Source organism: Halomonas sp. Ps84H-12 (assembly GCF_024124725.1).
GTDB classification, from domain to species: Bacteria; Pseudomonadota; Gammaproteobacteria; order Pseudomonadales; family Halomonadaceae; genus Vreelandella; species Vreelandella aquamarina.
This window is the reverse complement of record NZ_JAMXSJ010000024.1, coordinates 14245-27681: the sequence shown is the minus strand read 5'-3', so window position 1 is coordinate 27681 and position 13437 is coordinate 14245. Positions and strand designations below refer to the sequence as shown.

Here is a 13437-nt window from a genome sequence, read left to right as displayed (position 1 = left end):
GATGAGTACGAGCATCACCTATCGAGTCAGCCACCGTGCCTTGCTGGGCTACTGGCTGCTCATCCCCGTTGGGGCGGCGCTGTATGCTGCCCCCGACGCCCCATTCACGTTGGCCGGGGTGAACCCCGCCGCGCCGCTGACAGCCGCCCTTACCTGGGCCGGGATGGGGGTAGCCGCCTGGGGGCTGCTGAACGTGGCCTACCAGCGACTGGCTCACAAGTACGTCATCGAGCCGGATCGCGTCATTGAGCGCCATGGGATCATCGCTCGGCGCGTGACACCGCTTCACATCCACCACATCCGCTCAACTGAGGTGAACCAGACCATCATGGGGCGGCTGCTGGGCTATGGCACCGTGGAAATGTCCGCCGCTGGCACGGGCACCAGTGAGGCCCGCTTCGATCGCGTATCACGCCCCATGGACGTGATGGCAGCGATTGACGGTTCCGTGAGCAACAAGGTGTCCACTGCGGGAGGGGAGTAGAAAAACCATGGAAAGCCTCACTTCGACCCTCGCCAGTGTGTTGATCCCCGGCCACCATGTTGCCGTTGGCGCTCCGGGAGGACAGGAAACCCTGCCCGAGCGCCAGCTGCTCTCCCAGGTATTCCTGAAGGCCATTGATGACCTGAAGAGCGACAACCTCAAGCACCAGTATTCCGCGGCCGAGTTCCTGGCTGGCCCGGTGGCAGAGGAGTACATCGGCCACCTTGGGCTGCCTGAGTGGACGCCGAAGCTGGCGCTGCTGATCCACGCGCAATGCGATCTTCGCTCGTGCCTGGAAATCCCCGATGACCTGGAGGACGTTCTGAGCCGCTACCGGCCCGCCGTCAGGGGTGGCAACGAAGCCTCGCTGTGACTTGCCACACGCCATGCCCCTCGGCATCCTGCGGGCTTGTTCACGTCAGGATCGACTACCGAGGAGGGGAAATGGCATGGCCGACTTTCGTTCGACAAGGATTGGCGTAGCCAACGCAGCCCGCATCCTCAATGTGCGGGTTGCCGAGCTGAAGGAAGCGGTGCGTCACGACCAGCCGCTGTACGGTGTTCGCCTCCCCAAGCCGATCGGCTACCTGGGAGCCTCGGCCAAGGAAATGTACTTCACCGCTGGCGAGATCATGGACGCAGCCGACCTGATCGCACAGCAGCGCAAGGCCCCATAGCCCTCACCTTCCAGGGTCGCGTATTCAGGCGCCCGTCCTGACTCATGATAGGCCGGTAGCCAGTCGCATTGCTATCTCAAATGCGGTGATCACTGGTACTGCGGGCAGGGCGTTGGTCATTGATGGCAGTCTCGTCGTACTGCTGACGGACCTGGGCAATGGCCTTCGCCAATAGCTGCATCTCATGTCTTGTGGCTCTGGTGAATACTGATAGCACCAAACCCTACAGACAAGGCTCTTACACCCCAGGCGGCCCATTCAGGCGAAAAGATGAGTTGCAATAGCCCAAAGATCCAACGGTCAAGAGAGGTAAAGCGCTTTTGCACTATGCCATTTATATTCGTGATGCACAAAAAAGCCACCCTGTAGAGTAGGGCGGCATGCGAAAAAATAGCTTTGCATGTAATTTTTGCGAACCAATGACTTTCTAAAGGTGCATAGAAAGGAATCCCACCATAATACCCATGGCCAGCCCTTACATTATAAAGGCTGCGATAAACATCGACAACGGAATGGCAACCACCATCGTAAGGGCTGTTCGAATCACCCAAACAACCGTCAGCCCGTAGAAAGAGATCGGAATATTGGTTGCCATGATGCAGGGAATGGAGGCAGAGACGAACAGAATAGACGAAATGGCCGTGATACCTGCCACCAGTTTCGAGACAACATCCGCTTCCGCCATGATCAATGCCGGAAGGAACATCTCTGAGTAGCTGGTCGCCACCGCCGAAGAGAGCTCCAGCCCATTCTCCATCCCAAAGAGAAGCGTAATGGGGTAGAAGATATACCCGATGTAGTCAAAGGTCGGCGTGTACTTCTCAATCAACAGGCTGATCGTGCCGACCGAGAGGATGGTGGGAAGGATGGTCATCGTCATCACGATGCCATCCTTCAAGTTATCCTTGACCAGGTTGAAGAAACTCTTCGGGCTGTTGGCGACCCCAATGGCTTCAGCCACTGCCGTTGCCACGCGATTGCCCTTGTCCGGTGTCACTTCTCGATTCTCGGCGTGGTCATCCATGCTTGAGATGGGAGGAATGCGTGCACTGATAGCCGTTACCACAACAGTAGTGAACAACGTTGCCAGGAAGAACACTACCCAGATATCCATCAGCCCCAGTGTTCTGGCCACGATCACCATGAAGGCGACGGATACCGTGGAGAACCCCGTCGCAATAATGGCAGCCTCTTTCGCGGAGTACTCCCCGCTGAGGTAGGCCTTGTTGGTAATCAAGAGCCCAACGGCAAAGCTGGTGATGAAGGACGCCACCGCATCGATCGCAGACCGGCCGGGCACTTTGAACGCCAGGCGCATGAAGGGCTGGGTCAATGTCCCGACCAGCTCCACCAGGCCATAGTTGACCAGAAGCGGCATGAAGATAGCGCCAATCGGCACCAGGATACCGACCGGAATGACCAGGGCTTTCCAGAGAAACTCCAGCATGAAGGGCTCATAGAGTGCTGCCGGGCCAGCCTCGAAGATGACCATGCCGGCCAGTACCAAGCCGATGAACTTGAAGAGCGTGAATACGATACTGCCGAAGCCCTGTCGCCAGAACTTCTGCATGATAGGTAACACTGACCCACCAATGATAAGCAGCAGCGCATACCACTGGCTATTTTCACCCAGTAGGCTCTCGCACCAGATCACTAGGTGATCGAGAAGAATGGTGTTCTTATCGGATATTGTAATCGGGACGAAGAAAACCATAATTCCAAGGAAGCTCGGAATCGCTACCCTCAGAATTTCTGCAAGTGAATGCTTTTTTTTGGCCTTGTTTTCAACAGCGCTATTTTCCATTTTCCACATCCTCTTAGTCTAGGATGATGACGGGGGAACAGACCTCCCCCCCATCTGCCAGTTATCAAGGGCGACCTTCAAGACCATCTGCCTCATCGTCAGAGGCTTTCGGGATCTTCATCTCGAAGCGATTGTCTACCACCGTATAATCGTGATAGCCCATGCGTGCGATGGGGCGAGCTTTCATGATGTCGATCTTTCCCTCTTCGGTAATGAACTCATCCTTGACGTGAATCTTCACGACTTCTGCAAAGACAATGTCGATGGTGCCCACGTTCGAGTTGCCTTTGAGGCGGTGCGTTGAGATGTACTTGCACTCGAAGTGACAAGGACTATCCGCCACCATCGGCACATCAGACAGGTCTGCCTTGACCGTCTTCAGCCCGGCGAGACCGATTTCACTTTCACCATACGGCACCGCCATCGCGGACGTGTTCATGGCGTCCTTGAGATCCCAGGTCACCATGTTCCAGACGAACCAGCCGGTCTTCTCGGCATTGATGACCGTATCTTTACGCCGGCCATCGGGATACTGGTTGGCAGCAAACATCACCATCGGCGGATCAAATGTCAGGTTCTGCCATTGACTGTAAGGCGCCAGGTTCTCGACACCATCCGGGCTGATGGAAGAGAGCCAGCCGATCGGACGCGGAACGGTACAACTCTTGAAGGGTGAGTAAGGCAGCGGGCACTTCTCACTGTTCGGCATATATTTCATGTCATGTCCTCTTTGTTTGTAGGTATCAGACCGTTCACTTGATCATCGGCAGGTCGAGGCCGTTTTCACGGGCACAGTTCTTGGCAATCTCGTAGCCGGCATCGGCGTGACGCATGACACCGGTACCCGGGTCGTTGCGCAACACCCGACCCACGCGGGCGTGAGCGTCATCGGTGCCGTCGCAGACGATCACCACGCCGGCGTGCTGGGAGTAGCCCATGCCCACGCCGCCGCCATGGTGCAGCGATACCCAGGTGGCACCGCCGGCGGTGTTGAGCAGGGCGTTGAGCAGCGGCCAGTCGGACACGGCATCGGAGCCGTCCTGCATCGCTTCGGTCTCGCGGTTGGGGCTAGCCACTGAGCCGGAGTCCAGGTGATCGCGCCCGATCACGACCGGGGCCTTGAGCTCACCGTTCTTGACCATCTCGTTGAAGGCCTGGCCCAGGCGGGCGCGGTCCTTGAGGCCGACCCAGCAGATGCGCGCCGGCAGGCCCTGGAAGCTGATGCGCTCGCGTGCCATGTCAAGCCAGTTGTGGAGGTGCGGGTCGTCGGGGATCAGTTCCTTGACCTTCTGGTCGGTCTTGTAGATGTCCTCGGGGTCACCGGAGAGCGCCGCCCAGCGGAACGGGCCGATGCCCTGGCAGAACAGCGGACGGATGTATGCCGGCACGAAGCCCGGGAAGTCGAAGGCATTCTCGACGCCCTCTTCCATCGCCATCTGGCGGATGTTGTTGCCATAGTCGAAGGTCGGCACGCCCATCTTCTGGAAGTCGAGCATCGCCTGGACATGCACCGCCATGGACTGCTTGGCGGCCTTGACGGTGGCCTCGGGCTCGGTCTTGCCGCGTGCCACATACTCCTCCCAGGTCCAGCCGGAGGGCAGGTAACCATGCAGGGGATCGTGGGCGCTGGTCTGGTCGGTGACCATATCGGGGCGAACGCCACGCTTGACCAGCTCGGGCAGCACGTCGGCCGCGTTGGCGCACAGGCCGATGGAGATCGCCTTGCCCTCGGCGGTGTAGCGCTCGATGCGGGCCAGGGCGTCGTCGAGGTCGTCGGCCTGCTCGTCCAGGTAGCGGGTGCGCAGGCGAAAATCGAGGCGCGACTGCTGGCACTCGATATTGAGCGAGCAGGCGCCGGCCAGGCTGGCCGCCAGCGGCTGGGCGCCGCCCATGCCACCCAGGCCGGCGGTGAGGATCCAGCGGCCGGCCAACTTGCCGCCGTAGTGCTGGCGCCCGGCCTCGACGAAGGTCTCGTAGGTGCCTTGGACGATGCCCTGGGAGCCGATGTAGATCCACGAGCCGGCGGTCATCTGGCCGTACATCATCAGGCCCTTCTTATCCAGCTCGTTGAAGTGCTCCCAGTTGGCCCAGGCCGGCACCAGGTTGGAGTTGGCGATCAGCACCCGCGGGGCGTCCTTGTGGGTCTCGAAGACGCCGACCGGCTTGCCGGATTGCACCAGCAGGGTCTGGGTGTCCTCCAGGCGCTGCAGGGTTTCGACGATGGTGTCGTAGCACTGCCAGTCGCGTGCGGCGCGGCCGATGCCGCCGTAGACCACCAGGTCCTCGGGGCGCTCGGCGACGTCCGGATGGAGGTTGTTCATCAACATGCGCAGCGGCGCTTCGGTCAGCCAGCTCTTGCAGCTGCGCTCGGGTCCGGTGGGCGCGGCGATCTTGCGGGAGGGGTCGTGACGCTTGTCTTGCTGGGTCATGGCGTGTTGCCTCAGAAGCCTTGATGAGTTGTCGTGGTCGTGGAGCCGTCGGCTCTCAATCATTCAGGGTCAGCAGATGCACCAGGCGAGCTGCCGCCCTGGCGGTGCGGCCGTCGATATCACGGCCGGGGTTGAGCTCCGCCAGGTCGGCCAGGCGCAGCTTGCCGCTATCTCGAATGCCCTCGATCAGCGGCTCGATCAGGGCGACCGCAACGCCACGGGCGGCCGGGGCGCTTACCCCGGGAGCCTCGGCGGCCGGCAGCACGTCCAGATCGATGGTCAGGTAGAGGTGGTCGCAGTCGCGGATGAAGTCCGCCAGATCCCGCTCGATGTCGGCCAAGCGCTGGGCGGTGATCTCTCGGTCCTCGCGCACCATCACCCCGAGCTCGTCGGCGCGGTGGAACAGCGCTCGCGTATTGGCGGCGCGGCTCACGCCAAGGCAGGCATAACGGAATGGCCAGCCGTGCTGGAGACAGTCGTCGGCGATCTGGGAGAAGGGGGTGCCGGAGGAGCGCACGTGTTGGGGGTCACGCAGATCGAAATGGGCATCCAGGTTGATGATGCCGACGCGGGGCGCCGTCTCGTCGCGGGCCGCCAGGTGCTGGGCGAGCCCCGACCAGCTGGCGTAGGCCACCTCATGACCGCCACCCAGCACGATGGGCAGGTGTCCCTCGCAAAGCAGCGGAGCGAGACGGTCGGCCAGGGCCTGCTGGGCCTCTTCCATGGCGTCGCCTTCACAGCGCACGTCACCGGCGTCATAGGCAGGCCCCTGGCGGTGCCAGGCCAGCGGCGCCAGGGCACGGCGCAGTGCCGCAGGGCCATCGGCGGCACCCACACGACCCTGGTTGCGCGCCACGCCGGCATCGCAGGCGAACCCCAGCAGCGCACAGCCGGGTGTGCCGCCCTCGGCCAGCGGCTGAATCTTCTGGTGCCAGCGCTCGCTGCCGGGCTCGGGATCGGTGCGCCCCTGCCACAAGGTGCGGTCGAAATCCTGGTGAAGCGACGTATCAGACGGCATGGGTCAACTCCCCCTGAAACAGGCGCTGACGCAGGCGACCGGGCTGGACGGCATAAGCCAGTGCGGCCGGGGTGTCGATATTCCAGACACACAGGTCGGCGGCGGCCCCTTCCCGGATCCGCCCTTCTCCGTTGAGTCCGAGGGCAGTCGCGCCATGGGCGGTCATGCCGGCCAGGGCCTCCTGGGGCGTCAGGCGGAACAGGGTGCAGGCCAGGTTCAATATCAAGGTCGGCATGAACAGCGGCGAGCTGCCCGGGTTGGCGTCGGTGGCCACGGCCATGGGCACGCCGGTCTCGCGCAGAGCCGCGATGGGCGGCTGCTGCGTCTCGCGCAGGGTGTGGAACGCCCCCGGCAGGATCACGGCGACACTACCGGCCTTGCGCATGGCGGCAATCCCGGCCTCATCGAGGAATTCGATATGATCGGCGGAGAGTGCCCCGTGACGGGCCGCCATCGCGGTGCCCCCCAGGTTGGAGAGCTGCTCGGCGTGGGCCTTGATCGGCAGGCCATGCGCTTCGGCGGCCTCGAAGACCCGCTCGCACTGTGCCACCGAGAAGGCGATCTTCTCGCAGAACACATCGACGGCATCGGCAAGGCCTTCGTTGGCGGCGGCCGGGATCATCTCCCGGCACACCAGGTCGATATAGCCGTCGCTGTCTTCCTTGAACTCGGGCGGCAGCGCATGGGCGCCCAGCAGCGTGGTCACCACCCGCACCGGCAACACCTCGCCGAGGCGGCGGGCCACGCGCAGCATCTTCAGTTCGTCCTCGACCGTCAGGCCGTAGCCGGACTTGATCTCCACGGTGGTGACGCCATCGGCGATCAGCGCGTCGAGCCGCGGCCTGGCCAGCTCGAGCAGTTCGTCCTCAGTGGCTCCGCGAGTGGCCGTCACGGTGCTCAGGATGCCCCCGCCACGCCGGGCGATCTCCTCGTAGCTGACCCCTTCCAGGCGCGCCTCGAACTCGTCGGCACGGGAGCCGCCGAACACCAGGTGGGTATGGCAATCCACCAGGCCGGGGGTCATCACGCCACCGCGGCCCATGTCATGGCAACCTTCCGCCAACCCTTCATCGAACTCCCGCATCGGCACCAGAGACGCGACCCGCGCCCCGTCGGTGATGACGGCCATGGGCTCGGGCAGCGTGTGCAGCCCATCGAAGACTTTCATATCGCGCCATAGGCGACGTATAGGGGGGATATTCGACATGGAGGACTCCTCCGGGGTGGCTCAGCAGGTGCAGGTTGAATGTATATACAGATAAGCCCACCTCCCAAGAGCTTGTCAACCCGCTCCCGCAAGAGAAAGCAGGTTACAAGCAGCACGCTACAAAAGGTCAAGACGCCTTAAAATCCAGTTAATGAATTGTTATTAAAGTATTTTAATAGTCTATCGGTGTCCGCTGTTGATTGAGGTGTTAGACCAATGTCTAGCCAGAGTGGCTAGGCAATGGCAGTGGCTTGCCTTATCTTATTGTATATACATATCGAGGCAGGATGCCTATCTCGACCCAGTCACCGCACGGCAGAAGACAAGAGGCGTGCCCATGAATCGCCAAGACCCCCAGGCTCGGCAACCTGTCGCTGCCGCCACCCTGCTCAAGCTGTTCCTACCCAGTGTCCTGGGCATCCTGATCTTCTTCGTACCCATCGAGATCGTCGGTAAGCGCACTATCCCTCTGGACCATATGGTGACCGGTGCGCGCGCCCTGCTGGGGGACGCCAGCGGGCTCTATGCCCTGGCGCTGATCGTTGCCGGCGCGGCCTATCCACTGTCCGCGGCTACTGGAACCGCAGCCTGACCGAGCGCATCTTCACGGTCCTGAAGATTGCCGGTGTCGTCGCCGCGGTGATGGCACTGACCGGCTGGGGGTCAGCCTTCCTGCATGAGCCGGACATGCTGCCCTTCCTGTTCGACAAGCTAGTGATTCCGGTGGGCCTGATCGTGCCGATCGGCGCCATCTTCCTGGCGTTGCTGATCAGCTACGGCCTTCTGGAACTGATCGGCGTACTGGTGCAGCCGGTGATGCGCCCCATCTGGCGCACCCCGGGCCGCTCGGCCATCGACGCCGTGGCTTCCTTCGTGGGCAGCTACTCCATCGGCTTGCTGATTACCAACCGGGTCTATCAGGCCGGGCAGTATTCGGCGCGGGAGGCAGCCATCATCGCCACCGGTTTCTCCACCGTCTCGGCCACCTTCATGATCATCGTGGCCAAGACCCTCGACCTGATGGACGTCTGGAATCTCTACTTCTGGCTCACCCTGCTGATCACCTTCGTCGTCACCGCGGTGACCGTGCGGCTGCCGCCGCTCTCACGGATGGATGACAGTGCCGCGGATGGCGAACCCCAGGCGGTACCCGGCAAGCGTCTCACCACGGCATGGCAGACCGGCCTGGAAGTGGCGGAGAAGGCCCCGAGCCTACATCGCAGCGTGGCACTCAACTTCAAGGAAGGACTAGTGATGGCGATCAGCATCCTGCCGTCGATCATGTCGGTGGGGCTGCTGGGCCTGCTGGCTGCCAAGTACACACCGCTGTTCGAGTGGCTGGGCTGGCTCTTCTACCCCTTCGTGGCAGTGTGGGGAGTGGCGGATGCCGCCGCCCTGGCGCAAGCCTCCGCCGCCGGACTCGCCGAGATGTTCCTGCCGGCGCTGCTGATGGCAGAGGCCGAGTTCGCGGCTCGCTTCGCCGCCGGCGTGGTGTCGGTGTCCGCCGTGCTGTTCTTCTCGGCCTCGATCCCCTGCATCCTCTCCACCAGCATTCCGCTGTCGGTGGGTCGCATGCTGGTGGTGTGGTTCATCCGGGTATCCCTGAGCCTGCTGCTGGCAGTCCCTACCGGCTATCTGGTGCAGACACTGGCCGGCTGAAACAGCCTCCAGACTCGCAACCGCAAACGGCCGGGAATCCCCGGCCGTTTGCGTTGGTAAAGAACGAAGGGGCGCTCATTTCGGCTCGCGATGCATCGAAGAGCGCAGCTTGTAGCGCTCCCCGGGATGGAGCAGTCGGGCATAGCTGATCAGCTGCTCGCCGGACCAGGTGCGCCGGATCATGCTCAGGCAGGGGCTCGCCGTATCGATGGTCAGCCACTCGGCCGCCTGGTGGTCGGGCAGGACCGCCTCGACGATATGCTCCACATCGGTGATGGGGCAGGCGGCCACCAGCACCTCGTTGGGCGTGTGGCGGGAAAAGTCGGTGTCGAGATAATCCGGGACCCAGCGCGGATTGACGAAGCGCCTTTCCAGCTGGATGGGTACGTCATTTTCGAGATGCAGGATCAGGGTGTGGAAGACTCGGCTGCCGAGCCGAACTCCGAGACGTAGCGCCACCTCGTCATCGGCGTCGATCGCTTCGCAGGTCAGCACCTCGTTGCCATACCGATGCCCCCGAGACCGCACCTCCTCGGCGATGTTGTACACCTCCACCAGCGACGATTCGGCCTTGCGATCGGTAACGAAGGTGCCAAGACCCGGCTGGCGTGTCAGATATCCTTTCTGGACCAGATCGCGAATCGCCTTGTTGGCGGTCATGCGGCTGACCTGGAAATCCCGGGCCAGCTGCTCCTCCGGGGGAATCTGGTGATGGGCTGGCCATTCACCACTGGTGATCTTTTCCAGCAGGTGCTGCTGTATCTGCTGATAGAGAGGCGGCGTGCTGGCCATGGGCATCCTTAGGTGAGATTAATGTATATACAATTGCAGTATACGCATCACGCCGAGGCTGTCCATCCGGCCGCACAGGACTGTCCGAATAAGTACCATCCTGAAGTGCAGTGCTCTATAGACCTGCAAGTCCATATCAACCAGAAATTCCAGACATCCTCCCTTATCTGGTGGGTTTGAATCTTTGGCCTATATCACCCACTGACACGCTGCCCCCTTTGGCGTTGACCCACGCCTCCAGCTCACTCGCGCAGTCGTGCGGCAACCTGACCTCGACCGTGACGAACGCCCGATCAACCTCGGCCCGAATGCGCTTTGCGGCTTGTGAGACAGCCGCCCGGCTGATGCCGTGGCGTTGCGCGGCCTCGGCATAGGTAGCGCACACTCCCTCGATCACTTCAACGGCAGCATCGCAGGCCCTTCCGCGCAGCCTTAGCCTTGCTAAAGCGGCGTATAGCTGCCCTTTGCTGATGTCTCTATCTTCCATGCAGCCTCCAAAAAAGTGTGCATTGAACGCTAAAAACGCTTGCTGTAAATACTTTTCGTGTCGTAAGGTGTTTACATCGTACCGACAACGCAGCGAGGCCGCGACCGATGCAGCAAGACACGACGCAGCTCCCTTCCCCTGCCCTGGGCGCCATGGACGATCTGCTGGCGCGTCGAGAAAAAGCGCTGGCGCTGGTGCAGGGCGCAGCGGCGCAACTGGCCGAGGCCGCCTCCCTCATGCCCATCAGCAGCTTCCGGTTTGCCTCCATGCTCCGGCATCTGTCCTGGCACGATCTCAGCGTTCGCCCCGAGGCGTTCTGTGACCGGATCGCCAACGAGGCACGGCAGACCTTCGATGCCAATGGCTGGCGCTGGTTGCTCGATAGCTCCGGCCTGGGTGACGTGATGACCGCCCAGGACAAGCAGGAGGTGCAGCGCCAGCTCAATGATGACCCCCTGCCGTTGAACCGGGAGAACGTGCAATCGACCTTTGTGGCCCTGTTCGAGACACGCCATGAGGTATTCCGGCGCGGGGTGGTCGAGCTGTTCCAGAGCCTCTGCAAGCGGTATCGCAGCCACAGTGCGTTCAAGGTCAAGCGGCGGCTGGTGGTCGAGCAGGCGTTCAGTGAGCACGGCGGCTGGCGCAGTTTCGGGAGCGCCAGGGAGCGCGTGGATGACCTGGAGCGCATCTTGCTGGTGCTGGAGGGCCTGGAGCCGTCCCAAGTGCCCCATGAGGAGCGGCTGGCTCACCGCCTGCAAGAGCAGCGCCATGCCGCCTTGCTGGGCGATGGCGACCGGGCCGGGGAGCTGGAAACGGAGTGGCTGGTTTGTCGCTGGTTTGCGAACGGGAACCTTCACCTCTGGCTGAAGCGCCCCGACCACATTGACCGGATCAACGGCCTGATCGCGGAACACTACGGCGCCGCGCTGGCGCACGAGCGCTACTAGGGAGGACACCTGCATGATTCACGAAGCTATCGATACTCGCGCCAGCACCGAATACCTGGACGACCTCGGGGAGTTCTTCGCCCCCGTCTCCACCGACCTCATTGACGGCCTCGTGGGCGAGCGCCAGTCGAGGAAAGCGGAGATCGAGGGACTGGCCAACCTCGTTCTTGGCGAGGGATACAGCACGGCCATGGGCTACTTCCTGGAGGGGAATCAGCACGACCTCTCGCGCTTCGGCGGTCATCAGGTATCGCGGCTATTCGATGTCGAGGGTGCTGTGGCGGCGCTGGATGCGGGTATGTGGCAGCGGACGCTGGCGCTGACTGATGTGCTCGACGTGATGCCGGCTGACCGGCGCTATGAGTGGAATGATGAGATCCGTCGCCACAAGGCCCCGGCGTTCGAGGAGGCCACCGTTCGGGCCACCCTAGAGCAACTGCTGTTGCAGCGTGCTGAGTTCTTCGCCGAGAAGGTCGATGGGGTGTTTCGCGCCCTGTCGGGCCAGCATGTCACCAACCGCCCTGAAGGATTCAGCAAGAAGATGATCTTCGGTGGACTGCTCGATGTGCTGGACTTCATCGACTCTCGGCGCTGCGGCTACATCCACGACCTTCGCACCGTACTGGCGCGTTTCATGGGGCGCGAGGAGCCGCTGCCGGGGACGACCCGCAAGGCCCTGGATCTCGTGAAGCGCCGCCTTGGGGTATGGCATGACCTGGATGGTGGTGCCATCCGGCTCAAGCTCTACAAGAAAGGCACCTGCCATGTGGAGGTTCACCCGGAGCTGGCCTATCGACTCAATGCCATTCTGGCGAGCCGGTATCCGGCTGCGATCCCGGCAGCCTTCCGTAAGCGTCCCTCTGCTGGCGCCAGCAAGAAGCACTTTGCCGCCCTTCAGATGCCTCTGCCCTCGGCGGTGATCAGTCAGATCGCCGACGCCCGGCTCAACGGCCGCAAGCTCAGCCTCTCCTGGTACACGCTCGATCAGCAGTCGAAACGCGAGCGCCAAGCCATCGAGGAGGCCCTGGTGGGAATCGGGGGTGCCAAGGTCGATATGGCGACCTTCGAGTTCGACTATGACCCCGAGGAGGCGCTGGCGCATCTCGTGATGACCGGCTGCCTGCCTGAGCAACGCTCGCACCAGTATTACCCGACCCCGGCGAGTGTGGCCGAGGAGGCTGTCGACCTCGCCGAGATCAGCCCGCACGACAAGATCCTGGAGCCGAGTGCAGGGCAGGGCCATCTGGCCGAGTGGCTGCCACAGGCGCAGACGACCTGCGTGGAGCTGGCGGACCTTCACTGCAAGGTGCTCGCGGCCAAGGGCTACACCTGCCACCACGCGGATTTTCTGACCTGGGCTGAAGATGGGCGCATGGCTGGCGCCTTCAGCAAGGTCGTGATGAACCCGCCCTTCAGCCAAGGCCGAGCGGCCCTACACCTTGCGGCGGCGGCGAAGTGTGTCGCCCCAGGCGGTCGCCTGGTGGCCGTGCTCCCGGGCTCCCTGCGCGGCAAGGACGTGCTGCCAGGCTGGGACGTGTCCTGGACGGCGCCTCGGCAGGGGGAGTTCGCGGGAACCGGCGTGACGGTCGTGCTCCTGGTGGCCGACCGCCCCGCCGTTTAACTGGCTGGCTGGCGCGGGCCGCCCGCTCGCGCCAGCTCAGGCCCTTGGGATAGCATCGCAAGGCGCGAGACAGGAATGGTGATCGCATGGATCGTACTTGCCGAGAGGCGTATCAGTTATCGCATGAGCTGTACCGGACGCTGGGTAACTACCAGCCGTCGCCCTATGCGCCCTGGACGGCAGAAGACCTGGCCTGGCTGGCTGGCGCTGATGATGCGTCAGGCTGCTACCCCGACCGCGCCACCCCAACGCCGGCCCCAACGACGCCGGCCCCCACCGACCAACTCGCCCTGTTCTGACCCCGCGCCAGCA

At 62.6% G+C, this 13437-nt stretch carries 15 protein-coding genes; 8 read left to right on the top strand and 7 right to left on the bottom strand.

All coding sequences use genetic code 11. The annotated features are described in order from the left end of the window. The first annotated feature begins 1 nt into the window (after window position 1). From NH344_RS12315 to NH344_RS12305, 3 genes are all read left to right on the top strand, one after another. Window positions 2-484 (top strand): PH domain-containing protein, encoded by a 483-nt coding sequence (locus NH344_RS12315; RefSeq protein WP_253027973.1) that lies wholly within the window; start codon window positions 2-4, stop codon window positions 482-484. Window positions 485-491: 7 nt separating this feature from the next. Next, window positions 492-857, top strand: coding sequence for a hypothetical protein (locus NH344_RS12310; protein WP_253027972.1), 366 nt, complete (start codon window positions 492-494; stop codon window positions 855-857). Window positions 858-933: 76 nt separating this feature from the next. Beyond that, complete coding sequence (locus NH344_RS12305) at window positions 934-1161, top strand: hypothetical protein (RefSeq protein WP_253027971.1); 228 nt, start codon at window positions 934-936, stop codon at window positions 1159-1161. A 475-nt stretch (window positions 1162-1636) separates the two neighbouring features. Here the strand turns inward: NH344_RS12305 and NH344_RS12300 are convergent, their stop codons facing one another. From NH344_RS12300 to hutI, 5 genes are all read right to left on the bottom strand, one after another. After that, on the bottom strand, window positions 1637-2965 hold the full coding sequence (locus NH344_RS12300; RefSeq protein ID WP_253027970.1) for a YjiH family protein: 1329 nt from the start codon (window positions 2963-2965) through the stop codon (window positions 1637-1639). A 64-nt stretch (window positions 2966-3029) separates the two neighbouring features. Continuing rightward, on the bottom strand, window positions 3030-3683 hold the full coding sequence (locus tag NH344_RS12295; RefSeq protein ID WP_247640115.1) for a flavin reductase family protein: 654 nt from the start codon (window positions 3681-3683) through the stop codon (window positions 3030-3032). 34 nt (window positions 3684-3717) lie between these two features. Continuing rightward, a complete protein-coding gene (hutU, locus tag NH344_RS12290) occupies window positions 3718-5394 on the bottom strand; it encodes a urocanate hydratase (protein WP_253027969.1) in 1677 nt (558 codons plus the stop codon). Between the two features lie 55 nt (window positions 5395-5449). Next, window positions 5450-6412: a formimidoylglutamase gene (gene hutG / locus NH344_RS12285; protein ID WP_253027968.1), complete on the bottom strand. Its 963-nt coding sequence runs from the start codon at window positions 6410-6412 to the stop codon at window positions 5450-5452. Beyond that, window positions 6402-7619, bottom strand: a complete 1218-nt coding sequence (gene hutI / locus NH344_RS12280) for an imidazolonepropionase (protein WP_253027967.1) — start codon at window positions 7617-7619, stop codon at window positions 6402-6404. Before hutI ends, hutG begins: the two co-directional genes overlap by 11 nt. Window positions 7620-7950: 331 nt before the next feature. On the opposite strand from hutI, the gene NH344_RS12275 reads away from it, so the two are divergent. Continuing rightward, window positions 7951-8211, top strand: a complete 261-nt coding sequence (locus NH344_RS12275) for a hypothetical protein (protein ID WP_253027966.1) — start codon at window positions 7951-7953, stop codon at window positions 8209-8211. 50 nt (window positions 8212-8261) lie between these two features. Next, entirely contained in the window at window positions 8262-9278 is a 1017-nt protein-coding gene (locus NH344_RS12270) for a YjiH family protein (RefSeq protein WP_253027987.1), read from the top strand. 75 nt (window positions 9279-9353) lie between these two features. Here NH344_RS12270 and hutC read toward each other — a convergent pair whose 3' ends face one another. Both hutC and NH344_RS12260 read right to left on the bottom strand, forming a co-directional pair. Beyond that, window positions 9354-10070, bottom strand: coding sequence for a histidine utilization repressor (hutC, locus tag NH344_RS12265; protein ID WP_253027965.1), 717 nt, complete (start codon window positions 10068-10070; stop codon window positions 9354-9356). 163 nt (window positions 10071-10233) lie between these two features. After that, a complete protein-coding gene (locus NH344_RS12260) occupies window positions 10234-10557 on the bottom strand; it encodes a hypothetical protein (RefSeq protein WP_253027964.1) in 324 nt (107 codons plus the stop codon). Window positions 10558-10664: 107 nt separating this feature from the next. Between NH344_RS12260 and NH344_RS12255 the strand changes: the two genes are divergently transcribed. The 3 genes from NH344_RS12255 (at window position 10665) to NH344_RS12245 (ending at window position 13424) form a co-directional block, all read left to right on the top strand. Further along, window positions 10665-11504: a DUF4942 domain-containing protein gene (locus NH344_RS12255; RefSeq protein ID WP_253027963.1), complete on the top strand. Its 840-nt coding sequence runs from the start codon at window positions 10665-10667 to the stop codon at window positions 11502-11504. Window positions 11505-11517: 13 nt separating this feature from the next. After that, window positions 11518-13125, top strand: coding sequence for a DUF4942 domain-containing protein (locus tag NH344_RS12250; RefSeq protein WP_253027962.1), 1608 nt, complete (start codon window positions 11518-11520; stop codon window positions 13123-13125). A gap of 86 nt (window positions 13126-13211) precedes the next feature. Continuing rightward, window positions 13212-13424 carry a hypothetical protein gene (locus NH344_RS12245; RefSeq protein ID WP_230834877.1) on the top strand — a complete coding sequence of 71 codons (213 nt, stop codon included), beginning with the start codon at window positions 13212-13214 and terminating at the stop codon, window positions 13422-13424. Window positions 13425-13437: the final 13 nt, after the last annotated feature.